The sequence below is a fragment of the Mycobacterium sp. NGS40 genome (genome assembly GCF_059812735.1).
The window spans coordinates 137,820-160,170 of the sequence record NZ_JCALDG010000010.1 but is presented as its reverse complement, the minus strand read 5'-3'; the positions used below and the strand labels follow the sequence as shown (position 1 = coordinate 160,170).

Annotated in this window: 21 protein-coding genes; 12 read left to right on the top strand and 9 right to left on the bottom strand. The window is 67.3% G+C overall.

Going from position 1 to position 22,351, the window contains the following annotated elements; all coding sequences use genetic code 11:
- The 4 genes from sufC to AC5Y5O_RS17270 are packed head-to-tail and all read right to left on the bottom strand — an operon-like array spanning position 1 to position 4,224.
- Entirely contained in the window at positions 1 to 777 is a 777-nt protein-coding gene (sufC, locus tag AC5Y5O_RS17285; protein ID WP_500026033.1) for a Fe-S cluster assembly ATPase SufC, read from the bottom strand.
- A complete protein-coding gene (gene sufD / locus AC5Y5O_RS17280) occupies positions 777 to 1,961 on the bottom strand; it encodes a Fe-S cluster assembly protein SufD (RefSeq protein ID WP_096286837.1) in 1,185 nt (394 codons plus the stop codon). Before sufD ends, sufC begins: the two co-directional genes overlap by 1 nt.
- Entirely contained in the window at positions 1,961 to 3,421 is a 1,461-nt protein-coding gene (sufB, locus tag AC5Y5O_RS17275) for a Fe-S cluster assembly protein SufB (RefSeq protein WP_096286835.1), read from the bottom strand. Before sufB ends, sufD begins: the two co-directional genes overlap by 1 nt.
- A gap of 53 nt (positions 3,422 to 3,474) precedes the next feature.
- Complete coding sequence (locus AC5Y5O_RS17270) at positions 3,475 to 4,224, bottom strand: helix-turn-helix transcriptional regulator (protein ID WP_423790873.1); 750 nt, start codon at positions 4,222 to 4,224, stop codon at positions 3,475 to 3,477.
- A 120-nt stretch (positions 4,225 to 4,344) separates the two neighbouring features.
- Here AC5Y5O_RS17270 and mptB point away from each other — a divergent pair, with 120 nt between their 5' ends.
- The 4 genes from mptB (at position 4,345) to AC5Y5O_RS17250 (ending at position 8,864) form a co-directional block, all read left to right on the top strand.
- Positions 4,345 to 6,057: a polyprenol phosphomannose-dependent alpha 1,6 mannosyltransferase MptB gene (mptB, locus tag AC5Y5O_RS17265; protein WP_096286831.1), complete on the top strand. Its 1,713-nt coding sequence runs from the start codon at positions 4,345 to 4,347 to the stop codon at positions 6,055 to 6,057.
- A complete protein-coding gene (locus AC5Y5O_RS17260) occupies positions 6,054 to 7,004 on the top strand; it encodes an ABC transporter ATP-binding protein (protein WP_500026028.1) in 951 nt (316 codons plus the stop codon). Before mptB ends, AC5Y5O_RS17260 begins: the two co-directional genes overlap by 4 nt.
- On the top strand, positions 7,001 to 7,786 hold the full coding sequence (locus AC5Y5O_RS17255; protein ID WP_500026027.1) for an ABC transporter permease: 786 nt from the start codon (positions 7,001 to 7,003) through the stop codon (positions 7,784 to 7,786). The genes AC5Y5O_RS17260 and AC5Y5O_RS17255 overlap by 4 nt, the downstream gene beginning before the upstream one ends.
- A 103-nt stretch (positions 7,787 to 7,889) precedes the next feature.
- Positions 7,890 to 8,864, top strand: a complete 975-nt coding sequence (locus AC5Y5O_RS17250) for a COX15/CtaA family protein (RefSeq protein WP_500026024.1) — start codon at positions 7,890 to 7,892, stop codon at positions 8,862 to 8,864.
- On the opposite strand, the gene AC5Y5O_RS17245 is transcribed toward AC5Y5O_RS17250, so the two are convergent.
- Positions 8,814 to 9,461: a DcsG N-terminal domain-containing protein gene (locus AC5Y5O_RS17245; RefSeq protein ID WP_500026021.1), complete on the bottom strand. Its 648-nt coding sequence runs from the start codon at positions 9,459 to 9,461 to the stop codon at positions 8,814 to 8,816. The genes AC5Y5O_RS17250 and AC5Y5O_RS17245 overlap by 51 nt on opposite strands.
- 19 nt (positions 9,462 to 9,480) lie before the next feature.
- Here AC5Y5O_RS17245 and AC5Y5O_RS17240 point away from each other — a divergent pair, with 19 nt between their 5' ends.
- Positions 9,481 to 10,455, top strand: a complete 975-nt coding sequence (locus AC5Y5O_RS17240; protein ID WP_500026019.1) for a quinone oxidoreductase family protein — start codon at positions 9,481 to 9,483, stop codon at positions 10,453 to 10,455.
- A 6-nt stretch (positions 10,456 to 10,461) separates the two neighbouring features.
- On the opposite strand, the gene AC5Y5O_RS17235 is transcribed toward AC5Y5O_RS17240, so the two are convergent.
- Complete coding sequence (locus tag AC5Y5O_RS17235; RefSeq protein ID WP_243393866.1) at positions 10,462 to 10,863, bottom strand: hypothetical protein; 402 nt, start codon at positions 10,861 to 10,863, stop codon at positions 10,462 to 10,464.
- A 179-nt stretch (positions 10,864 to 11,042) separates the two neighbouring features.
- A complete protein-coding gene (locus AC5Y5O_RS17230; RefSeq protein ID WP_096286821.1) occupies positions 11,043 to 11,969 on the bottom strand; it encodes a heme o synthase in 927 nt (308 codons plus the stop codon).
- A gap of 265 nt (positions 11,970 to 12,234) precedes the next feature.
- On the opposite strand from AC5Y5O_RS17230, the gene tkt reads away from it, so the two are divergent.
- The 7 genes from tkt to AC5Y5O_RS17195 all read left to right on the top strand — a co-directional run bounded on the left by tkt (position 12,235) and on the right by AC5Y5O_RS17195 (position 20,575).
- Complete coding sequence (gene tkt, locus AC5Y5O_RS17225) at positions 12,235 to 14,325, top strand: transketolase (RefSeq protein ID WP_096286819.1); 2,091 nt, start codon at positions 12,235 to 12,237, stop codon at positions 14,323 to 14,325.
- A gap of 15 nt (positions 14,326 to 14,340) precedes the next feature.
- Positions 14,341 to 15,459, top strand: a complete 1,119-nt coding sequence (gene tal, locus AC5Y5O_RS17220) for a transaldolase (RefSeq protein ID WP_096286817.1) — start codon at positions 14,341 to 14,343, stop codon at positions 15,457 to 15,459.
- Positions 15,456 to 16,997 (top strand): glucose-6-phosphate dehydrogenase, encoded by a 1,542-nt coding sequence (zwf, locus tag AC5Y5O_RS17215; protein ID WP_096286815.1) that lies wholly within the window; start codon positions 15,456 to 15,458, stop codon positions 16,995 to 16,997. Before tal ends, zwf begins: the two co-directional genes overlap by 4 nt.
- Before the next feature lie 49 nt (positions 16,998 to 17,046).
- Positions 17,047 to 17,958 (top strand): glucose-6-phosphate dehydrogenase assembly protein OpcA, encoded by a 912-nt coding sequence (gene opcA, locus AC5Y5O_RS17210; protein WP_096286813.1) that lies wholly within the window; start codon positions 17,047 to 17,049, stop codon positions 17,956 to 17,958.
- Positions 17,955 to 18,704 carry a 6-phosphogluconolactonase gene (pgl, locus tag AC5Y5O_RS17205; RefSeq protein ID WP_096286812.1) on the top strand — a complete coding sequence of 250 codons (750 nt, stop codon included), beginning with the start codon at positions 17,955 to 17,957 and terminating at the stop codon, positions 18,702 to 18,704. The genes opcA and pgl overlap by 4 nt, the downstream gene beginning before the upstream one ends.
- Before the next feature lie 176 nt (positions 18,705 to 18,880).
- Positions 18,881 to 19,279 carry an ATPase gene (locus AC5Y5O_RS17200; RefSeq protein WP_096291053.1) on the top strand — a complete coding sequence of 133 codons (399 nt, stop codon included), beginning with the start codon at positions 18,881 to 18,883 and terminating at the stop codon, positions 19,277 to 19,279.
- Positions 19,280 to 19,282: 3 nt separating this feature from the next.
- Entirely contained in the window at positions 19,283 to 20,575 is a 1,293-nt protein-coding gene (locus AC5Y5O_RS17195) for a cytochrome P450 (protein WP_500026013.1), read from the top strand.
- Here AC5Y5O_RS17195 and AC5Y5O_RS17190 read toward each other — a convergent pair whose 3' ends face one another.
- On the bottom strand, positions 20,576 to 21,364 hold the full coding sequence (locus AC5Y5O_RS17190; RefSeq protein WP_096286808.1) for a bestrophin-like domain: 789 nt from the start codon (positions 21,362 to 21,364) through the stop codon (positions 20,576 to 20,578). It lies immediately after the preceding gene.
- A gap of 148 nt (positions 21,365 to 21,512) precedes the next feature.
- Positions 21,513 to 22,331, bottom strand: coding sequence for a DUF1206 domain-containing protein (locus AC5Y5O_RS17185; protein WP_243393864.1), 819 nt, complete (start codon positions 22,329 to 22,331; stop codon positions 21,513 to 21,515).
- Positions 22,332 to 22,351 lie beyond the last annotated feature (20 nt).

Below are 22,351 nucleotides of genomic sequence, written 5' to 3'. Positions count from 1 at the left end.
TTACGCCCCCGCGGATGCCGCTTGGCTGGTGAAACGCTCGTAGCCGTGCTCTTCGAGCTCGTCGGCCAGTTCGGGACCGCCCGACTCGACGATGCGGCCGCCGACGAACACGTGCACGAACTGCGGCTGGATGTAGCGCAGGATCCGGGTGTAGTGAGTGATCAGCAGGACACCGCCGTGCTCGGCTTCGGCGTAGCGGTTGACACCCTCGCTGACCACCCGTAGCGCGTCGACATCCAGGCCGGAGTCGGTCTCGTCCAGGATCGCGATCTTCGGCTTGAGCAGCGACAGCTGCAGGATCTCGTGGCGCTTCTTCTCACCGCCGGAAAAGCCTTCGTTGACACTGCGTTCGGAGAACGCCGGATCGATCCCCAGATCGTCCATCGCGCCCTTGACTTCCTTGACCCAGTGCCGCAGCTTCGGAGCTTCGCCGCGCACGGCGGCGGCGGCGGTGCGCAGGAAGTTCGACATCGACACCCCCGGCACCTCGATCGGGTATTGCATGGCCAGGAACAGGCCGGCCCGCGCCCGCTCGTCGACGCTCATCGCCAGCACGTCCTGACCGTCGAGCGTGATCGAACCGGACGTCACCTCGTACTTCGGGTGCCCGGCGATCGCGTAGGACAGGGTGGACTTGCCGGACCCGTTCGGGCCCATCAGCGCGTGCGTCTCCCCCGATTTCACGGTGAGGTCAACACCTTTGAGGATCGGAATAGCGTCGGACTCGTTGGTGCGCGCGACACTGACGTGCAGATCCTTGATTTCGAGCGTGGTCATCAGTTCTTGATTCCTTCGGTTAACTCAAGTTCGTGTTCGATGGCCTCGGTGAGCCGTTCGCGCACGGCGGGCACGGCGATCTTCTGGATGATCTCGCCGAAGAAGCCACGCACGATCAGCCGGCGGGCCTGATCCTCCGGGATGCCGCGAGCTTGTAAATAGAACACCTGCTCGTCGTCGAATCTTCCGGTGGCACTTGCGTGTCCGGCGCCGACGATCTCGCCCGTCTCGATTTCGAGGTTGGGCACCGAATCGGCGCGGGCGCCGTCGGTGAGCAGCAGGTTGCGGTTGGTCTCGAAGGTGTCCGTACCGGTGGCCTCCGCGCGGATCAGCACGTCGCCCACCCAGACGGTGTGTGCATCGGGACGGCTGGATTCCGGATCCGCTTGCAGCGCGCCCTTATACAACACATCCGAGCGGCAGTTGGGGTACGCGTGGTCGACGAGCAACCGCGATTCGAAGTGCTGGCCGTCGTCGGCGAAGTAGGTGCCGAGCAGCTGGGCGTCGCCGCCGGATGCGGTGAACCGCACCGTCGTCGACGTACGCACCAGATCACCCCCGAGCGTCACGTTGACATGGCCGAGCACCGAATCCTTGCCCAGCCGTGCGTGATGCGCGCTGACGTGCACCATGTCGTCGGCCCAGTCGGCGATCCAGATCACCCCGACGGCCGCCGCGTCGCCGACGACGATCTCGACGTTGTCGGCGTAGGTCCCGCTGCCGCGCAGGTCGATGACGAAGATCGCGCGGGCGAGTTCCTCGACGCGGATCTGCAGATGCCCGTAGGCGACCGCGCCCTCGCCGGGCCCGGTTATCGCGATTTCGATCGGCTTGGCAACCTCGGTGTCACGCGGGACGGTCACCACCGTCGCGGAGTTGAACGACGAGAACGCTTGGGCCGCAACACGATCAGCGGGAACGCCACCCTGACCGAGACGCTCGTCGCCGCGGCGCACGGTCTCGGTCTGTACGCCGGGCTGTTCGCCAACACTGATCTGCGCCGCGCCGCTGGCGACGGCCGAGCCGTCGTGCAGGCCGCGCAACCGACGCAGCGGGGTGAACCGCCAGATCTCGTCGCGGCCGCTGGGCACCTCGAAGGCGTCCACGTCGAACGACGCGAACAGCTCCCCCTTGTTGGCGGCAGTCAGGGCCGAACCCTCGACCGCCTCAGAAACGTTCGTCACTAACCGACCGCGCCTTCCATCTGCAGCTCGATCAGCCGGTTGAGCTCCAGCGCGTACTCCATCGGCAGTTCCTTGGCAATCGGCTCGACGAAGCCGCGCACCACCATCGCCATCGCCTCGTCCTCGGTCATGCCGCGGCTCATCAGGTAGAAGAGCTGGTCCTCGCTGACCTTGGACACGGTGGCCTCGTGACCCATCGTCACGTCGTCCTCACGGATGTCGACGTACGGGTAGGTGTCGCTGCGGCTGACCGTATCAACAAGCAGTGCATCGCATTTCACGCTGGAGCGGGATCCGTGGGCGCCCTTGTTCACCTGCACCAGGCCGCGGTAGGACGCGCGGCCACCGCCGCGAGCCACCGACTTGGAGACGATGTTGCTCGACGTGTTGGGTGCCAGGTGCAGCATCTTGGCACCGGTGTCCTGGTGCTGCCCCTCGCCGGCGAACGCCACCGAGAGCACCTCGCCCTTGGCGTATTCGCCGGTCATCCAGACCGCCGGGTACTTCATCGTCACCTTCGACCCGATGTTGCCGTCGACCCACTCCATCGTGGCGCCGGCTTCGGCGCGGGCGCGCTTGGTGACCAGGTTGTACACGTTGTTCGACCAGTTCTGGATCGTCGTGTAACGGCAACGGCCACCGGGCTTCACGATGATCTCGACCACCGCGGAGTGCAGCGAGTCGCTCTTGTAGATCGGCGCGGTACAGCCCTCGACGTAGTGCACGTAGGCACCCTCGTCGACGATGATCAGCGTCCGCTCGAACTGGCCCATGTTCTCGGTGTTGATCCGGAAGTAGGCCTGCAACGGGATGTCGACGTGCACGCCGGGCGGCACGTAGATGAACGAACCACCCGACCACACAGCGGTGTTCAGCGCGGAGAACTTGTTGTCACCGGCCGGGATCACGCTGCCGAAGTACTGCTTGAAGATCTCCGGGTGTTCGCGCAGACCGCTGTCGGTGTCCAGGAAGATGACGCCCTGGGCTTCCAGATCCTCACGAATCTGGTGGTAGACCACCTCGGACTCGTACTGAGCCGCGACGCCCGACACCAGGCGCTGCTTCTCCGCCTCGGGGATCCCGAGCTTGTCGTAGGTGTTCTTGATGTCGGCGGGCAGGTCGTCCCACGTGGCGGCTTGCTTTTCGGTGGAGCGCACGAAGTACTTGATGTTGTCGAAGTGGATGCCCTCGAGGTTCGAGCCCCAGTTGGGCATCGGCTTCTTGTCGAACGTGCGCAACGCCTTCAGCCGGATCTGCAGCATCCAGTCGGGCTCGTTCTTCTTCGCCGAGATGTCCCGGACAACCGCCTCGGACAACCCACGCTGCGCGCTGGCGCCCGCGACGTCGGAGTCCGACCAGCCGTAGCCGTACTTACCCAGCGATGCGATCGTCTGCTCCTGGGTCAGGGGCCCTGAAGGCGCTCCGGTGACCGGCGTGGTTGCCTCTGGCGTGAGTGTCATGCGGACGCTCCTTTGGTGTTGGTGCCGGCGCGCGGGCTGGGCGCCGCTTGATGCTAGGTCTTGCTTGCTGCCTTGCTCGCAACCGGTGCGAGCGGCACATGGGTGGTACAGGCGCAATCGCCGTTGACGATCGTCGCCAACCGCTGCACGTGAGTGCCGAGAACTTCGGCCATGGCTTCGCGCTCGGCCTCGCACAGTTCCGGGAATTCCTCGGCGACATGCGATACCGGGCAGTGATGCTGGCAGATCTGCACGCCGTGCAGCGGCGGGCCCACCCGGGCCGTGGTGGCGACGTAGCCGGCCTTGGTCAGCGCGCCGGCCACCCGTTGGGCGGCGGCCTCGACGTCAGTGTCGTCGGCACTGTCCGCGGGTTCGACGCCGGCCAGGATCGTGTCGATACGGCGCCGGGCGAAGGTCTGCAGCGCACCCTGTCCGCCGATCTCGCGCAGTTGGCGCATCGCCGCGACCGCCAGGTCGTCGTAGGAGTGGTCGAGCTTGGCCCGGCCCGCCGCCGTCAACCGGAAACGCTTCGCGGGGCGCCCGCGTCCGGCCTGCTGCCATGCCGCGGCGGCCGCCGATTCCGCATCGCCCGCGTCGATCAGCGCGTCCAGGTGACGCCGCACGCCGGCGGCCGCCAGACCCAGCCGGTCACAGATCTCGCTGACGGTGATCGACCCGGATTCCAGCAGCAGCCGCACGATGGCGCGGCGGGTGTGACCATCCGGAACGACGGTAGGAGCCGCGGCACCGGTTGCGGGCATGACGCCGGCGTCCTGGGCTTCCTCGGCAGTCCGGATTTTCACAACACCAGTGTGACGCAATTCCGGAAAACGGTCCAGCAAGGCTGCCCTCAGTGGCGGGTCGTGGCGATCGCGCGGCAAGCATCGGGCGGCGGCCTCGCGGCATGCCGCTACGCTGCACTGATGGCAGAGCGCCACCACTCGCTGAGCTCGTCGATCGCCGCGTTGCACGGCGACGAGAAGCCCGTGGGCTCACCGCTCAATGAGACCGAACTCACCGCACTTCGGCGCACCCGGCTGTTCGGCGCCACCGGAACGGTCCTGATGGGGATCGGCGCACTGGGCGCCGGCGCGCGTCCCGTCGTCCAGGACCCCACGTTCGGGGTGCGGCTGCTGAACCTGCCGTCCCGGATCCAAACGGTGTCGTTGACGATGACCACGGTCGGGGCGGTCATGATGGCGCTGGCCTGGCTGATGCTGGGCCGATTCGCGCTGGGCAAGCGGCAGATGTCACGCGGCGAACTGGATCGCACCCTGGTGCTGTGGATGCTGCCGCTGCTGATCGCGCCGCCGATGTACAGCAAGGACGTCTACTCCTACCTGGCCCAGAGCCAGATCTCGCTGGAAGGCCTCGACCCGTACAAGGTCGGTCCCGCGTCCGGGCTGGGTCTCGGCCATGTGTTCACCCTGTCGGTGCCCAGCGTGTGGCGTGAGACGCCGGCGCCCTACGGACCGTTGTTCCTGTGGATCGGGCGCGGCATCTCCGCGCTGACCGGCGAGAACATCGTCGCCGCGGTGCTCTGTCATCGGTTGGTGGTGCTGGCCGGCGTGGCGATGATCGTGTGGGCCGTGCCGCGGCTGGCCCGGCGCTGCGGCGTCGCCGAGGTCAGCGCGCTGTGGCTGGGTGTGGCCAATCCGCTGTTGCTGATGCATCTGGTCGCCGGCATCCACAACGAGGCGCTGATGCTCGGGTTGATGCTGATCGGCGCCGAATACGCGCTGCGCGGTATCGATGCGCCCCGGCTGCGGCCCCTCTCGTGGCGCCGGTTGGGCCCCGACTGGGAGCCGCTGGGCATGCTGCTGGCCGGCTCCATCCTGATCACGCTGTCCTCGCAGGTGAAGCTGCCCTCGCTGTTGGGGCTGGGATTCGTCACGATGGCGCTGGCCCACCGCTGGGGCGGCAACCTGCGGGCGCTGCTGCTGGCCGGCGGCGGGATCGGGTCGCTGTCGCTGGCGGTGATGGGCCTGGTGGGCTGGGCCAGCGGGCTCGGATTCGGCTGGATGTTCACGCTGGGGACCGCCAACGTGGTGCGCAGCTGGATGTCGCCGCCCACGCTGCTGGCTCTGGCCACCGGGCAGGTCGGGATTCTGCTGGGCCTGGGCGATCACACCACCGCCGTGCTGGCCCTGACGCGTTTTATCGGCGTGCTGATCATCATGGTGCTGGTCAGCTGGTTGCTGTTCGCGGTGTTCCGCGGCCGGCTGCACCCGATCGGCGGCCTGGGCGTCGCGCTGGGCATCTGCGTGCTGCTGTTTCCCGTCGTGCAGCCCTGGTACCTGCTGTGGGCGATCATTCCGCTGGCCTGCTGGGCGACGCGCACGGGCTTCCGCGAGACGGTCATCGTGATCACGCTCGTCGTCGGGATCTTCGGACCGACCGCCAACGGCGATCGCTTCGCGCTGTTCCAGATCCTGGATGCCACCCTGGCCAGCGCCGCAGTGATGGCCGTGCTGGTCGCGCTGACCTACACCCGGCTGCCGTGGCGGCCGCTACAGTCCCCGTCCACCGACAACGGCGACGGACCGCCCAGCGCCGAGCCCACCGTGACCGTCCAGACCCCGCGGGCCACCCCTCGATCCGAGTCGGCGCCCGACGCCTACGCTGACTCGACGTGAGTTCGGGCCGCCTAGACCCCCAAGCCCCCGAGACAGTGGTGCGGCTGCGTGGGGTGAGTAAGCACTACGGCTCGACGACCGCTGTCGCTGATCTCGATCTCGAAGTGCGCGCCGCGGAGGTGCTGGCCCTGCTGGGGCCCAACGGCGCCGGCAAGACGACGACCGTCGAGATGTGCGAGGGCTTCGTACGGCCGGACGCCGGCACGATCGAGGTGCTGGGGTTGGACCCGGTCGCCGACAACGCCAGGCTGCGCGCGCGTATCGGGGTGATGCTGCAGGGCGGCGGCGGCTACCCGGCGGCCCGCGCCGGCGAAATGCTCGACCTGGTGGCCTCTTACGCCGCCGACCCGCTGGACCCGCAGTGGCTGCTGGCCACCCTGGGCCTCACCGATGCCGCCCGCACCACTTACCGGCGGCTCTCGGGCGGGCAGCAGCAACGGCTCGCGCTGGCCTGCGCGCTGGTGGGGCGTCCGGAACTGGTGTTCCTCGACGAGCCCACCGCCGGGATGGACGCGCATGCCCGGCTGCTGGTGTGGGAATTGATCGACGCGTTGCGCCGCGACGGCGTGACGGTGGTGCTGACCACACACCAGCTCAAAGAGGCCGAGGAGCTCGCCGACCGGATCGTCATCATCGACCGGGGGTCGACCGTCGCGGAAGGCACGCCCGCGGAACTGATGCGTTCCGGCGCGAAAGACCAGGTGCGGTTCACCGCACCGCCACGACTTGACTTGTCGCTCTTGGCTTCCGCACTGCCGGAGGATTACAAGGCCACCGAGGTGACCCCGGGCGAGTACCTGGTCGAGGGCCCCGTCGACCCGCAGGTGCTGGCGACCGTGACGGCGTGGTGCGCCCAAATCGATGTGCTGGCAACCGATTTGCGTGTCGAGCAACGCAGCCTCGAAGATGTGTTCCTGGAGCTCACCGGCAGGAAGTTGCGATCGTGACCGACACCAACACCCCGGTGTTTCCCCCCGGCACCTTCACCCCCGATCCGCGTCCCAGCGCCGTGCCGAAAATGCTGGCCGCCCAGTTCGGGCTGGAGCTGAAGCTGTTGCTGCGCAACGGTGAACAGCTACTGCTGACCATGTTCATCCCGATCACGCTGTTGATCGGGCTGACGCTGCTGCCGTTCGGCTCATTCGGCCACAACCGTGCCGCGACGTTCGTGCCGGCCATCATGGCCCTGGCCTTGATTTCGACGGCATTCACCGGGCAGGCCATCGCGATCGCATTCGACCGCAGATATGGGGCCTTGAAACGGCTTGGGGCCACGCCCCTTCCGGTCTGGGGCATCATCGCCGGCAAGTCCCTGGCCGTGATCACCGTCGTGTTCTTACAGGCAATCATCTTGGGCGCCATCGGTTTTGCCTTGGGCTGGCGACCCGCACCGCTGGCTCTGGTGCTGGGCGCGGCGGTCATCGCCCTGGGCACTGCCGCCTTCACGGCACTCGGGCTGCTGCTCGGCGGCACGCTGCGCGCCGAGATCGTCCTCGCGGTCGCCAACTTGATGTGGTTCGTCTTCGCCGGACTGGGCGCGTTGACCCTCGAGACGAACATGATCCCGGCCGCGGTCAAATGGGCGGCCCGGCTCACCCCGTCCGGTGCGCTGACCGAGGCGCTGTCGCAGGCGATGACGCTGTCGGTCGACTGGTTCGGCGTCGTCGTCCTGGCGGTGTGGGGCGCGGTGGCCGCACTGGGCGCGCTGCGCTGGTTCCGCTTCACCTGAGGATCTCGCGACACTGTAATCACGCAGACAACACGCCGATATGGGCCTGCAAAACTACAGTCTCGGCGAAACCCTCGGGCCGTACTACGGTCCGTAGTTTTCGTTGGCCTACGATCGGGCGGTGGCTGTCGGACGAGTGCTGATGCGGGCGGTGGACCTGCTCCCCGATCCCAGTCTGCGCGTCCAGCGGATCGTCGCCGCCGCGGTGATCCTGTCTCAGGGCGGTATCGCGGTCACCGGTTCGATCGTGCGGGTCACCGCGTCGGGACTGGGTTGCCCCACCTGGCCGCAGTGTTTTCCGGGCAGTTTCGTCCCGGTCGCGGTCGCCGAGGTGCCGTGGGTGCATCAGTCCGTCGAGTTCGGCAACCGGCTGTTCAGCCTCGCGGTCGTGGTCACCGCCGCGCTGGCGGTGCTGGCGGTGTACCGGGCCCGACGGCGCACCGAGGTGCTGGCCTACGCGTGGCTGATGCCGGTGTCCACGGTGGTGCAGGCCGTGATCGGCGGCATCACCGTGCGCACCGGGCTGCTGTGGTGGACGGTGGCCATCCATCTGCTGGTGTCGATGACGATGGTGTGGCTGTCGGTGCTGCTCTACGTCAAGATCGGCGAGCCGGATGACGGCGTCGTGCGCGAGCGGGTGGCCCGGCCGCTGCGCCTGCTCACGGCGCTGACCGGGGTGAACCTGGCGGTGGTCTTGGTCACCGGCACGCTGGTGACCGCGGCCGGCCCGCACGCGGGAGACCGCAGCCCCAGCCGGACGGTGCCGCGGCTGAAAGTCGAGATCACCACGCTGGTACACATGCATTCGTCGCTGCTGGTCGCCTACCTCGCACTGCTGGTCGGCCTGGGCTTCGGGCTGCTGGCGGTCGGCGCGGCGCGGCCGATCCTGCTGCGGCTGGGCGTGTTGCTCGGGCTCGTGTGCCTGCAGGCGGCCGTCGGCACCACGCAGTACTTCACCGGTGTACCCGCCGCCCTGGTCGCCATCCACGTCGCGGGTGCCGCGGCGTGCACCGCCGCGACCGCGGCGCTATGGGCCTCGATGCGAGAACGGGCCGAGCCCGAGCCGCTCGCAGGCTGATTCCACGGCCAGGGCAAAATTGCGCTGGGCCAGTTCGCGTGCGGCGGCGTCTAGCTGTCGCCAACCCAGCGACGGCGCCACCACATCGAGTCCGGCCACCCGTGCGTCGCAGACGTCGACACGCGCGTAGAGCAGCTCGCCGACGCCGATACCGGCGTGTTTGGCAGCCGCTGCGATCGCCGCGTAGCCGAGGTCCCATGACTCGAAGTCCGGCTCGGCCGGCCAAGCGTGGGACTGCTGCCCTCCGAAGAAGATCAACACCGACCGTGCCGTCGCCCCCGGCAGGGTCGGCACACCGGCTTTCTCGATGTCGTCCAGGTACCGCGCACCGAGATTCCACGCGACCACCGCGGGTGGATTCAGCAGGTTCTTGACGCGGCGGGTCCAGGCGAGGAACTCGTCGCGCCGGCCGGCGTCCGCGATGTCGCGCAGGATCACGAGGTCGGCGCCGACGGTCTCGGGATCGTCCCAGTGCAGCCAGCGAGCGTGCAGGCCCCGGGTCCGTAGCGCGGATACCAGGCCGGCGTCGTCCGTGCGCCGCCGGCATCCGGCCAGCACAATGCGGGGGTGGAAGACGTCCGGGCGGGCAAGCTTCATGCCCGGGCATGATATCCACATGCACGCAATCGAAGTCAGTGAAACTGGCGGCCCCGAGGTCCTTCGTTACGTCGACACATCACAACCCTCGCCGCGCCCCGGCGAGCTGCTGATCCAGGCCGAGGCCATCGGCGTCAACTTCATTGACACCTATTTCCGATCCGGGCAATACCCGCGCGAGGTGCCGTTCGTCCTGGGCTCCGAGGTGTGCGGCACCGTCGCGGCCCTCGGCGAGGGAACCGAAGGCTTCCGGGTCGGCGACCGGGTGGTGTCCGCGGCCGCATCCGGCGCATACGCTGAATTCTCAACTGCGCCAGCACATTTGACTGCCAAGGTGCCGGACGGCGTTAGCTCCGAGATCGCGGCCTCGGTGCTGCTGAAGGGACTGACCGCCCACTACCTGCTGAAGTCGGTGTATCCGGTGCAGGCTGGTGACGCGGTGCTGGTGCACGCCGGCGCCGGCGGCGTCGGGCTGATCCTGACTCAATGGGCACACCTACTCGGCGCCAGGGTCATCACCACCGTCTCCACGCCCCAGAAGGCCGAGAAGTCCAAGAAGGCCGGCGCCGACGAGGTGCTGTCCTACCCCGACGACGCCGCCGCGTTCGGCCAGCGGATTCGTGAACTGACCGGAGGTCTCGGCGTCGCCGCGGTGTACGACGGCGTCGGTGCGACCACGTTCGACGCCAGCCTGGCCAGCCTGGCCGTGCGCGGAACCCTGGCGTTGTTCGGCGCTTCCAGCGGGCCGGTGCCGCCGGTGGATCCGCAGCGGCTCAACGCCGCGGGGTCGGTGTTCCTGACCCGCCCGGCGCTGGTGCACTTCATGCGCACCGGACAGGAGTTCAACTGGCGCGCCGAGGAATTGTTCGAGGCGGTGGCCGGCGGATCCATCAACATCGAAGTCGGAGGCCGTTATCCGTTGGCCGAAGCGACCCGCGCTCACCAGGACCTGCAGGGCCGCAAGACCGCCGGCTCGATTGTGCTGCTGCCGTAAGCGAATTCAGGCCTTAGGGCAGAAGATTCCGAGGATCTGCTGGCAGTTGTCCTTGTTGATCAGGCCCGGCGGCGCCGGTGGAGGTGGCGGCGGCGGATTCTCGCCGTCCCAGATGTTCTGGGCCACATTGCCTTGCCCGAAGTAGACGTAGTAGTAGGTGTGGCAAATGTTGTTGTCCCAAACAACCGGGTTGGTGACGTGATTGCCGGTGGGTGGCAACGGTTGCCCCGGGCACCAGTGGCATGGCCCGGACGGGTGGTCGTTCGGACACCCGGGCCAGGCATCCAACGGCACCGGCCCGGGTTGAGCGCCGGCGATAGCCGCGGTCAGGCCGAAATCGGTGAGCACCAGACCGCCCGACAGCAGCGCCGCGGCGATCACCTTCTTGACGATGCGCATGTGTTCCATGGCCCCATGTCCCTTTTCCGCAGGCTTTGCTGCTGAGAGTCAGTATCGAACTGCGGCCTTTGTGCTGCATCGGTTTTGGCTAGGCAAATCGGTCGCGCACCCAGTACATGCGCGACGATCGGCTACCGATCCCAACAAAGGCGGTGCCGACGTGACGAACGGGATCTAGGCCGACCGGCTCAGAGCAGTGTCGGCAAGGCGATCACCGAGTCGACCGCCAGCGCGCAGAACACCACCGCGAGGTAGTTGTTCGACTGCAGGAACAGCCGCAGCGGCTTGACCGGCTCGCCGGCGCGGACCCCGGCATAGAGCTGGTGGGCCATCGCCAGGAACCACACTCCGGCCACCACGGCGACCGCCGTGTACAGCCAGCCGGTGGCCAGTGCCAGCACCATCGTCGCCAGCACGGTCAGCCAGGTGTAGATCAGGATCTGCTTGGTGACCTGACGCTCGGTGGCCACAGCGGGCAGCATCGGAACGCCGGCCGCTTTGTAGTCGTCCTTGTACCGCATCGCGAGCGCCCAGGTGTGCGGGGGCGTCCAGAAGAAGATGATCGCGAACATCGCCAGGGCCGGCCAGCCGATGGTGCCGGTGACAGCCGACCAGCCGATCATCACCGGCATGCAGCCGGCCGCGCCGCCCCACACGACGTTTTGCGACGTGCGGCGCTTGAGCAGCAGCGTGTAGACGAACACGTAGAACGCGATGGTGGCGAGCGCCAGCAACCCCGAGAGCAGGTTCGTCGTCCACCAGAGCCAGCAGAACGAGCTCACCGTCAGCACCAGCCCCAGGGCCAGGGCATTTCGCGTCGCCACCGCGGCGCGGGCCAGCGGCCGCCGCGCGGTCCGCTTCATCAACTTGTCGATGTCGGCGTCGGCCACGCAGTTGAGCGTGTTGGCTCCGCCGGCCGCCAGCATCCCACCGATCAGCGTGTTGAAGATCAGCACCGGGTCCACGTGGCCACGGTGAGCCAGCAGCATCGCGGGTATCGCGGTGACCAGGAGCAGCTCGATGACGCGGGGCTTCGTCAGCGCCACATAAGCCAGCACCGTGCCGCGTATTCGGCTCGGCGCTCGGGTTGGCCCTAGGCGCCCGCGAACGCTCACGCAATAACTCCTTGGGGTCGCAGCGGGGCGCAGGATCTACTACGCACGATGGTAGACCGCACTGTCACCGCGGCCCGCCTCGAGGGTCTATTCACACAGAATTTCCCGCGGACGGCACTGATCGCAAGTTCGCCGACGCCTGCACGTCATGTCCAGCGCGGCACCGAGGATTACCCACAAACCCGCACTGCAAACGCTGCCACTCCCGCACTAGGGTGAGGATTGATCCGCGCTCTGTTTACGGCCACCCCAAGGACTGACGCCTGTGACCACTCTTGAAGAGATCTCCACGCTGACCCGACCGCAGCACCCAGACGACTGGGCCGAGATCGACTCGGCCGCCGTCGACACCGTGCGGGTGCTGGCCGCCGACGCGGTCCAGAAGGTCGGCAATGGCCACCCCGGGACCGCGATGAGCCTGGCCCCGCTGGCCTACACGCTGTTCCAGCGCGCCATGACCCACGATCCCAGCGATCCGCATTGGTTGGGGCGGGACAGATTCATCCTGTCGGCCGGGCACAGCAGCCTGACGTTGTACCTGCAGCTCTACCTCGGCGGGTTCGGCCTCGAACTGTCCGACATCGAGTCGCTGCGCACCTGGGGCTCGAAGACCCCGGGCCACCCGGAGTTTCGGCACACCAAGGGTGTTGAGATCACCACCGGTCCGCTCGGGCAGGGCCTGGCGTCCTCGGTCGGCATGGCGATGGCGGCGCGCTACGAGCGCGGTCTGTTCGACCCGGACGCCGCGCCCGGCGAAAGCCCGTTCGACCACTACATCTACGTGATCGCGTCCGACGGCGACATCGAGGAGGGCGTCACCTCTGAGGCGTCCTCGCTGGCGGCCGTGCAGCAGCTCGGCAATCTGATCGTGTTCTACGACCGCAATCAGATCTCGATCGAGGACGACACCGACATCGCGTTGTGTGAGGACACCGCGGCGCGCTACCGCGCTTACGGCTGGCACGTGCAGGAAGTCGAGGGCGGAGAGAACGTCGTCGGTATCGAGGAGGCCATCGCCAACGCCAAGGCCGTCATCGACAAGCCGTCGTTCATCTCACTGCGCACCATCATCGGCTACCCGGCGCCGAACCTGATGAACACCGGCAAGGCGCACGGCGCGGCGCTGGGCGACGAAGAGATCGCGGAGGTCAAGAAGATTCTCGGGTTCGACCCCGACAAGACCTTCGAGGTGCGCGACGACGTCATCGCCCACACCCGCAAGCTGGTGGACCGCGGCAAAGAGGCGCACGAGAAATGGCAAGCGGAGTTCGACGCCTGGGCGCAGCGGGAACCCGAGCGCAAGGCGCTGCTGGACCGGCTGACCGCGCAGCAGCTGCCCGACGGCTGGGACGCCGACATCCCGTACTGGGAGCCCGGATCCAAGGCGCTGGCCACCCGCGCGGCGTCCGGCAAGGTGCTCTCCGCCCTGGGACCGAAGCTACCCGAACTGTGGGGCGGATCGGCCGACCTGGCGGGCAGCAACAACACCACCATGGATGGTGTGAAATCCTTTGGCCCACCGTCGATCACGACGAAGGACTACACGGCCGACTGGTACGGCCGCACCCTGCACTTCGGCATTCGCGAACACGCGATGGGGTCGATCCTGTCCGGCATCGTGCTGCACGGCCCGACCCGCGCCTACGGCGGCACCTTCCTGCAGTTCTCGGACTACATGCGCCCGGCCGTGCGGCTGGCGTCGCTGATGGACATCGACACCATCTACGTGTGGACGCACGACTCGATCGGTTTGGGCGAGGACGGTCCGACGCACCAACCCATCGAGCACCTGGCAGCGCTGCGGGCCATCCCGAAGCTGTCGGTGGTGCGTCCGGCCGATGCCAACGAAACGGCCTACGCGTGGCGCACGATCCTGGCACGCGGCAACGGAAGCGGACCTGTCGGCCTGATCCTGACCCGCCAGGGCGTGCCGGTCCTCGAGGGCACCAACATCGAGGGCGTCGCCCGCGGTGGCTATGTGCTGAGTAACGAGGGCGACGAAGAACCCGACGTCGTTCTGATCGCTACCGGCTCCGAGGTCCAGCTTGCGGTCGACGCCGCAAAGCTGTTGGCGGACAAGGACATCCTCGCTCGGGTGGTGTCGATGCCCTGTGTCGAATGGTTCGAGTCCCAGCCGGCCGAGTACCGCGACAGCGTGCTGCCGCCCTCGGTCTCGGCGCGGGTGGCCGTCGAGGCAGGCATCGCGCAACCGTGGCACAAGCTCGTCGGCGACACCGGGAAGATCGTTTCGATCGAGCACTACGGCGAATCCGCCGACGCCAAGACATTGTTCCGTGAGTTCGGCTTCACCGCGGAGGCCGTCGCTGCCGCCGCGGAAGAAGTAGTCGACAACTGAGAAAGGCTGATTCAGATGACCCAGAACCCCAACCTCGCGGCGCTGGCCGCCGCGGGCGTATCCGTGTGGCTTGACGACTTGTCGCGGGACCGGCTGCAGTCCGGCAACCTGCAGGAGCTGATCGACACCAAGAGCGTCGTCGGCGTGACCACCAACCCGTCCATCTTCCAGAAGGCGTTTGCCGACGGCGACACCTACGATCCCCAGATCGCCGAGCTGGCCGAGCGGGGTGCGGACGTGGATGCCACCATCCGCACCATCACCACCGACGACGTGCGCACCGCGTGCGACGTACTGCGGCCGCAGTGGGAGGCGTCCGACGGCGTGGACGGGCGCGTGTCCATCGAGGTGGACCCGCGACTGGCCGCCGAAACCGACAAGACCACCGCGCAGGCCATCGAGCTGTGGAAGATCGTGGACCGGCCGAACCTGCTGATCAAGATCCCGGCCACCAAGGCGGGCATCCCCGCCATCACTGCCGTTCTCGCCGAAGGCATTTCGGTCAACGTCACGCTGATCTTCTCCGTAGAGCGGCACCGCGAGGTGATGGACGCCTACCTGGCCGGCCTGGAGAAGGCCCGCGAGGCCGGACATGACCTGTCCAAGATCCATTCGGTGGCTTCGTTCTTCGTCTCCCGGGTGGACACCGAGATCGACAAGCGGCTGGAAGCGATCGGCACTCCGGACGCACTCGGTTTGCGCGGCCAAGCCGGTGTCGCCAACGCCCGGCTGGCCTACGCGGCCTACCAGGAGGTGTTCGACGACGGCGAGCGCTTCGCGGCGTTGAAGGCCGACGGCGCCCGCGTGCAGCGGCCGCTGTGGGCGTCGACCGGCGTCAAGAACCCCGACTACTCCGACACGCTGTATGTCACCGAGCTGGTCGCGCCCTTCACGGTGAACACCATGCCGGAGAAGACGATTGACGCCGTCGCCGACCACGGCGTGGTCAGCGGCAACACCATCACGGGCACGGCCGACGCGGCTCAGGGCGTGTTCGACAAGCTCTCCGAGGTCGGCATCGACGTGACCGATGTGTTCGTGGTCTTGGAGAACGAAGGCGTGGAGAAGTTCGTCGAATCCTGGTCCGAGTTGCTCGACGAGACACAGAAGCAGCTGAGCACCACTACCAAATGACGCCGAGCGCGGACAACGCGCAATGGCGTAACCCATTGCGGGACAAAGACGATAAGCGGCTACCCAGGATCGCCGAGCCATGCGCCATGGTGCTGTTCGGCGTCACCGGCGACCTGGCGCACAAAAAGGTGGTGCCCGCGGTCTACGACCTGGCCAACCGCGGGTTGCTGCCACCGACCTTCTCGCTGGTCGGCTTCGGCCGCCGCGACTGGGATCATGACGCCTTCGCCCAGGTCATTCACGACGACGTCAAGCAGTACTGCCGCACCCCCTTTCGGCAGGCCATTTGGGAACGGTTGGCCGAGGGACTGCGGTTCGTGTCGGGCGCCTTCGACGACGATAAGGCGTTCGTGCGACTCGCGGAGACACTCGACAAGCTCGACGTCGAGCGCGGTATCGGCGGCAATCACGCGTTCTACCTGGCGATCCCGCCGAAGTCCTTCCCGGTGGTGTGCGAACAGCTGCACTCCTCCGGGCTGGCCCGCCCGCAAGAGGATCGCTGGAGCCGGGTCGTCATCGAGAAGCCGTTCGGCCACGACCTGAAGAGCGCCTGCGATCTCAATCACGTGGTGAACTCGGTGTTTCCCGAGGAGTCGGTGTTCCGCATCGACCACTATCTCGGCAAGGAGACGGTCCAGAACATCCTGGCGCTGCGCTTCGCCAACCAACTCTGGGACCCGATCTGGAACGCGCACTACGTCGACCACGTGCAGATCACGATGGCCGAGGACATCGGCCTGGGCGGACGCGCCGGTTACTACGACGGTATCGGCGCGGCCCGCGACGTCATCCAGAACCACCTGATGCAGTTGCTGGCGCTCACCGCGATGGAAGAGCCGGTCAGCTTCAATGCGCAGGCATTGCAGGCCGAGAAGATCAAGGTCCTCTCCGCCACCCAACTCGCGCAGCCGATCGACGAGACCACCAGCCGCGGCCAATATGCGGCCGGCTGGCAGGGCGGCCAGCAGGTGGTGGGACTGCTCGACGAGGACGGCTTCTCGAAGGACTCCACCACCGAGACCTTCGCGGCCATCACGCTCGAGGTGGACACCCGCCGCTGGGCCGGGGTGCCGTTCTACCTGCGCACCGGAAAAAGATTGGGCCGCAGGGTGACCGAGATCGCCCTGGTCTTCAAACGCGCCCCGCATCTGCCGTTCGACGCCACCATGACCGACGAGCTCGGCGCCAACGCGCTGGTCATCCGGGTGCAGCCCGACGAGGGCATCACGCTGCGGTTCGGTTCCAAGGTCCCGGGCGCGATGGAAGTCCGCGACGTCAACATGGACTTCTCTTACGGCTCGGCGTTCGCCGAAGATTCCCCCGAGGCCTACGAGCGGCTGATCCTGGACGTGCTGCTGGGTGAGCCGTCGCTGTTCCCGGTGAACGAGGAGGTCGAATTGGCCTGGCAGATACTCGATCCCGTCCTCGACCATTGGGAGTCGAACGGTAAACCCGACCCATACGAGTCGGGCACCTGGGGGCCGGCCTCGGCAGATGAGATGTTGCGCCGCACTGGCCGCGAATGGCGGCGGCCGTGATCCGCGCCGACGACGGTGCAGAGCATAGCGATGCTGAGGAGTGGCGCCAATGATCGTCGATCTGCTGGACACCACCACCACCGCGGTCAACAAGAAGCTCGATGCCCTGCGCGAAGAGGCCGGCGTGGTCATGATGGGCCGGGTCGGGACGCTGATCATCAAGTCGGACAACGACACTCTGCTCGAAGAGGCCATCGTGGCCGCCAACGCCGCCAGCCACGAACACCCCAGCCGGGTCCTGGTCGTGGCGGCCGGTGACACCGACGGCCACGATGCGCGCCTGGATGCTCAGGTTCGAGTCGGCGGCGACGCCGGCGCCGGCGAGGTCGTGGTGCTGAGGCTGTCCGGCCCGTTGTCCGGTCACTCGGCCAGCGTCGTAATCCCCTTCCTGCTTCCCGATATCCCGGTCGTGGTGTGGTGGCCCGATATCGCCCCCGCGGTTCCCGCCCAAGACCCGTTGGGGAAGTTGGCGATTCGGCGCATCACCGATGCGACCAACACCGACGACCCGTTGTCGGCGATCAAGAGCCGGCTTCCCGGATATACCGCCGGGGACACCGATCTGGCCTGGGCGCGGATCACGTACTGGCGGGCGTTGCTCACCTCCGCGGTCGACCAGAAACCGCACGAGAAGATCGAATCCGCGCTGGTATCCGGTCTGCGCACTGAGCCCTCGCTCGACGTCCTGGCGGGCTGGCTGGCCAGCCGGATCGACGGGCCGGTACGTCGCGAGGTCGGCGAGCTCAAAGTCGAGCTGGTGCGCAAGAGCGAAACCATCACCCTGAGCAGGCCGCAGGAGGGAACGACGGCCACCCTGAGCCGGACCGGGCGACCGGATGCGCTAGTTCCGTTGGCGCGCAGGGAAACCCGTGAATGCCTGGCCGAAGATATGCGTCGCTTGGACCCCGACGAGGTCTACTACAGCGCGCTCGAAGGAATCGATAAGGTGCAATACGCGTGAGCACAACCGTTGAAGTCTTCCCGGACGGCGACCAGCTGGTCGAGGCAGCGGGCCGCCGGCTCGTCGAGACCATCCACGCCGCCGCCGCGGCGCGCGGACGCGCCCTGATCGTGCTGACCGGCGGCGGTAACGGCATCGGGCTGCTGAAATACTTGCGCGCTCAGGCCGATCAGATCGACTGGTCGACGGTGCACCTCTTCTGGGGCGACGAACGCTATGTCCCCGAGGATGACAGCGAGCGCAACGAGAAACAGGCCCGAGAAGCCCTGCTCGATCACATCGACATCCCGGCGAGCAACGTGCATCCGATGGCCGCCAGCGACGGGGAATTCGGCAGCGATCTCGCCGCCGCGGCGCTGGCCTATGAACAACTACTGGCCGCCAACGCCGAGCCCGGCGAGCAGGTACCGAATTTCGACGTCCATCTGCTCGGCATGGGGCCCGAGGGCCACATCAACTCGCTGTTCCCCGACACCGCGGCGGTGCGCGAGACCAGCCGCATGGTGGTGTCCGTCGACGACTCCCCCAAACCCCCGCCGCAGCGAATCACGTTAACAATCCCGGCGATCCGGCGATCCCGCGAGGTGTGGCTGATGGTCTCGGGAGCCGCCAAGGGCGATGCGGCCGCCGCCGCCATCGGCGGCGCCAAGCCGGTGGATATCCCGGCCGCGGGTGCCATCGGGCTCGAGACGACGCTCTGGCTGCTCGACGAGGACGCCGCCGCCAAGCTGCCCGCCCGGCCCTAGGACCCCGCCCGCTCCGGCTTCGGCGTCGGCGTAGCCGGCCGCGTACTCCCCCAGCCGCCGCGTCACCTCACACCCGCAGCCTCGGGCCAGGCCGGCCCAACGGCCACCGTCACAGTGTTGTTTTCGCACAACCAATTCGATGTTCAGAGGTTTTCCCCGGTTCCGTCCCGGTCATAATTACCGACATGGCAGACAGATCGGTGCGCAACGGGCCTGAGCGAAACCGGATCAAGACGCTCACTCAGGCTGCTCTGAACGCCGACAAGACGGTCGAGCAGGTCGAGGACGTCCTCGACAACCTCGGCAGAACCATGAATGAGCTGAGCAGTTCCCTGACCCGGTTGAACGGCACGGTCGAGCGCCTGGACGGCGGCCTGGACCACCTCGAAGGAACCATGGAAAGCCTGGACGAGCTCGCCAAACGCCTGATCTCGCTGGTGGAGCCGGTGGAGGCGATCGTCAGACGCATCGACTACATCGTGAGTATCGGCGAGACGGTGATGTCGCCGCTCGCGGTGACCGAGCACGCGGTGCGCGGTGTGGTGGACCGGCTGCGCAACCGGCCGGCGCGGTAGGCCGTGACCGGCGCCGAGCCGGTGCCCGCACCGCCCTACGCCGACGGCACCGGTCTGCCGTGGGACGTTCCGGTAACCGACGCCGTCGCGGTGATCGCCGCCGCCCGCGCCCGGCACGGAGACACCTTCGCCGTGAAAAGCGGTCCCGACCGCTACCTGTTCACCTTCTCGCCCACCGGCGTCGAGTCGTTCTACGCACTGAGCGAGGAGACCGCGAGCAAGGGGGTCGCCGACTACCTGATGCTGCGGCGCAAGCTGCCCGACGACATCTTTGCCGGGCGACGCACCCTGCCGAACATGCTGTTTCGCCGCGGCGATGTGGCCAACTATCTGGTCAACCTGGACCGCGCGCTCGAGCAGACAACACTCGAGCTGGGATGGGCGGGTTCGTTCGACGTGTTCGATCTGATGCGTCGCCTCGGCCACCGGATGGGGCTGGCCTCGTGGGCCGGACCGGGGTCGGCCGACGGGGAGACCTTCGAGCGTCTGGTGCGCGCCTTCGACACCCTGGACGGCTCCGACGCGTTCGTCCACCCCGATCGGATGGCGGCGGTGGCGGCGACCGGCAAATGCGCCGAGCGCGCCGCGCTCGATGAGATTGCCGACGCCATCGCCGCCGCGGTGCGCAGATTCGACGACGGGGACATCAGTGATCATGACCTCTTCGGCCGGATCGTGCACGCCTGGTCGACGGCGCCGCAGCCTTCCCGGCTGCGCGGGATCGCCTTCGACGTCGCGCTGATCCACATCGCGTCCATGTCCAACCTGGCCGCCGCGCTGGGCTGGGCTTTGGTCGACCTGCTCGAACACCCGGCCCAGCTGCAGCGAGTACGGTTGGGCGACAATCCCTTTGCCCAGAGCTGTGCGCTGGAGTCGACGCGTATGGCGCAACGCTCGATCATGTCTCGCAGCGTGCTGTCGCCGGTCTCGCTGAACACCGGAGCCACCACCTACCGGGTCCCGCCTGGCTGGACCATCGCCACCCTGCTCCCGTTGCTCAACACCTTCGCGGCGCCGGGGCTACGGCAATGGGATCCCGATCGGTGGACCCGCCATCAGCTGACCGAAAAAGACGCTCTCCCTTCGCCGATGCTGGTCACCGCCTTCGGGCACGGCAAGCACTCCTGCCCGGCCCAGCCGTTCTCGCTGTCGGCGATGACGGCCGCCATGACTCACCTGCTGGGCGCCTACCGGATGACGCCGCGATGGACGACACATCCGGAGCCGGTCGCGGCCCAGATCGGCGGCGTTGCGCGGGCGGCCGGGCCGTGCCTGGTCGACTATTCGCACACCTAATCAGGTCCCCCGGTCGACGGCGTCGAAAACGTCCAGCGCATGGTGAAACGGCGCGGCGGTGATCTGATGATCGCTGGCGAAGGAATGGTCGAAGGCGAAGACGATGCACAGCAGCAGACCGAGCAGAACCGCGATCGTGCTGGAAACCACTGCATGGCCAACGGTGTGCCCGAGACGCAGGAACCCGGTGAGCGAGACGAGAACCACCGCACCGAATATCAGCCCTGCCCATAGCAACACCGGGATTCGGGGCTTGGTGCCGATGATGCGCTCGTTGCGATCGGATGCCAGCGCGGTCAGTTGGCTCAGGAACTGAAAGTCGATCGGATTCGACGCGGCACCGGACGTCTGTTTACCGACGATGCGATACATGTCGGTGATTGCCGCCCGCGCGCTGTCACTGCCGCCGTCCACGCCGGGCTTGGTGCGATCGGTGCCCGCCACGGCGTTCGCGTACTGGCGCAGCAGCTGCTGAAGCTGGGCCTGCTCCGGCTGTGGCATCGCGACCGTCTGGCGATACATCGTGGTCAGCGCCGATGCCTCGTTGGCGACAATGACCTGGGTGGCGGAGAATTGTTCCCACGTGGCCACCACGGTGAACCCGAGCAGCGCGCCGTAAACGAGGCTGACAATCGCGATGAACGGCGACATCGCCGGGTTGTGATCTCGGCCGAGCACCGGCGTCGGCATCATGCGGCTTCCAAGCCATATGCAGCCCACCGCGATGGCGATTGCGACGGCGAAGACAACAATCACGAGTAGCCACAGTGGTGGCCCGGATGCGCCCAAGATCTCCCCGCCAGGTATCGCTTGATATGCATGGGCCGCAGGTGGTCCCGCCCCACTTCGGCCCAGCGTCAGCGTATTCGCGCCCGGCGCGGCAGAGCACGCGATTCAGTTGCTGTTAACCGATACTTCGCGGCGCGCTCGCCGACCGCTACATCTTGGTCCGCCGGGCCATCGCGAAGCTGTAGAAACCGTAGGTGATGATGCCCAGACCGGCGGCGACCAGCAGAATCCGTCCATACGGTTGAGCGCCCAGCGTCTTGAGGGCCGCATCCAGGCCAGTGGCCTTCTCCGGCTGCGACAAGAATGCGGCGACGATGACCAGTACGCCCGCGCCGGCGATCACCACCCCCTTGGCGATGTAGCCGACGATGCCCAGACGCCGGACCACGTTGCCGGACTTGCCTTTCAGATCGTCGACGAAGTTGCGGCTGGCACCCTTGTAGACGTGGTAACCCCCCACCGCGATGACGATCACGCCGCAGACCACCAGGGCGATCGTGCCGGCCGTGCTCTGCATCAGCCGTGCGCTGATCGTCGAATTCTGCTGACCGGCAGACTTGCCGGCGCCGCGCGCGAAACCGAGAGCCGAATACGCCAGCGCGACATAGACGACCGCGAGCGAGAATGCTTTGGCCCGATCCAGTGCGCTCGACGACGCGCCGTCCTGCTGGTCGCTGGATCGGCCGAGTGCGGTCTCGACGAGGCGCCACAGACCCAGCACCAGCAGAGCGCCGGCGGCGAACCACAGCGCGACAGGCCCGCCCGGCTTGCTTGCCAGGGTGGCCAGCGCACCCGTTTGATCGGCGGTACCGGCCTCGCCGAACGCGATTCGGATGGCGAGGTATCCGACGACCAGGTGCAGCAGTCCGCTCACCACGAACCCGCCACGTGCCAGCCGCTCGAAGAGCTCGTTCTGGGCGAAGCGGGCCGGGGTCATCGTGTGATCGGATGGCATCGATGCGGACATGGGACCTCCTCCCCTGCCCT